A 457-nucleotide genomic window follows, 5' to 3' on the forward strand; every position below is an offset into this window, starting at 1 on the left:
GCCAAGGCCCCAACACTGCCCTGTGGGAGCAATTGCCCGAGCGGCCAGAAGTTCATCGTGACCGAGCCGGATGCGATGTTGAGATTCTCAGCCTGGACATTCGGGAAACGCTGGTAATACTCTGCCGACATTTCGACCACGGGCGCAGTAGAGACCGTGCCTCCCGGTCGGGCACCGGCCGTCGTGTCTTGGTTCGGTGCCTCGCAGAAGACCGTGAAGCCCAGGTTGTTCGTCATCTGGACCGCAACAGTTCCCGCCGCTCGGTCAACGCTGATGATGTCGACACTCATTCCTGGGTTGTTCACGATGACAGTGCGGCCGTCGCCATTGTCTCCGGGGACTACGGTCACGACATTCTGCGCGTTCGCGATCCCGACTCCGCCGAGCACCAAGAGGGCACTTGCGGTCGTCGCTGTGAAGCCCTTGAGGGCGCGTGAGGTGGACATGAGACTCCTTG

At 61.5% G+C, this 457-nt stretch carries 1 protein-coding gene; it reads right to left on the reverse strand.

Annotated features, from left to right (window positions below; all coding sequences use genetic code 11):
* Positions 1 to 446: hypothetical protein (locus H483_RS39790; RefSeq protein ID WP_042330411.1), on the reverse strand; the 446-nt coding region annotated here is incomplete at its 3' end.
* Positions 447 to 457: the final 11 nt, after the last annotated feature.

The sequence above is a fragment of the Dietzia sp. UCD-THP genome, from assembly GCF_000349585.1.
GTDB lineage: Bacteria > Actinomycetota > Actinomycetes > Mycobacteriales > Mycobacteriaceae > Dietzia > Dietzia natronolimnaea_A.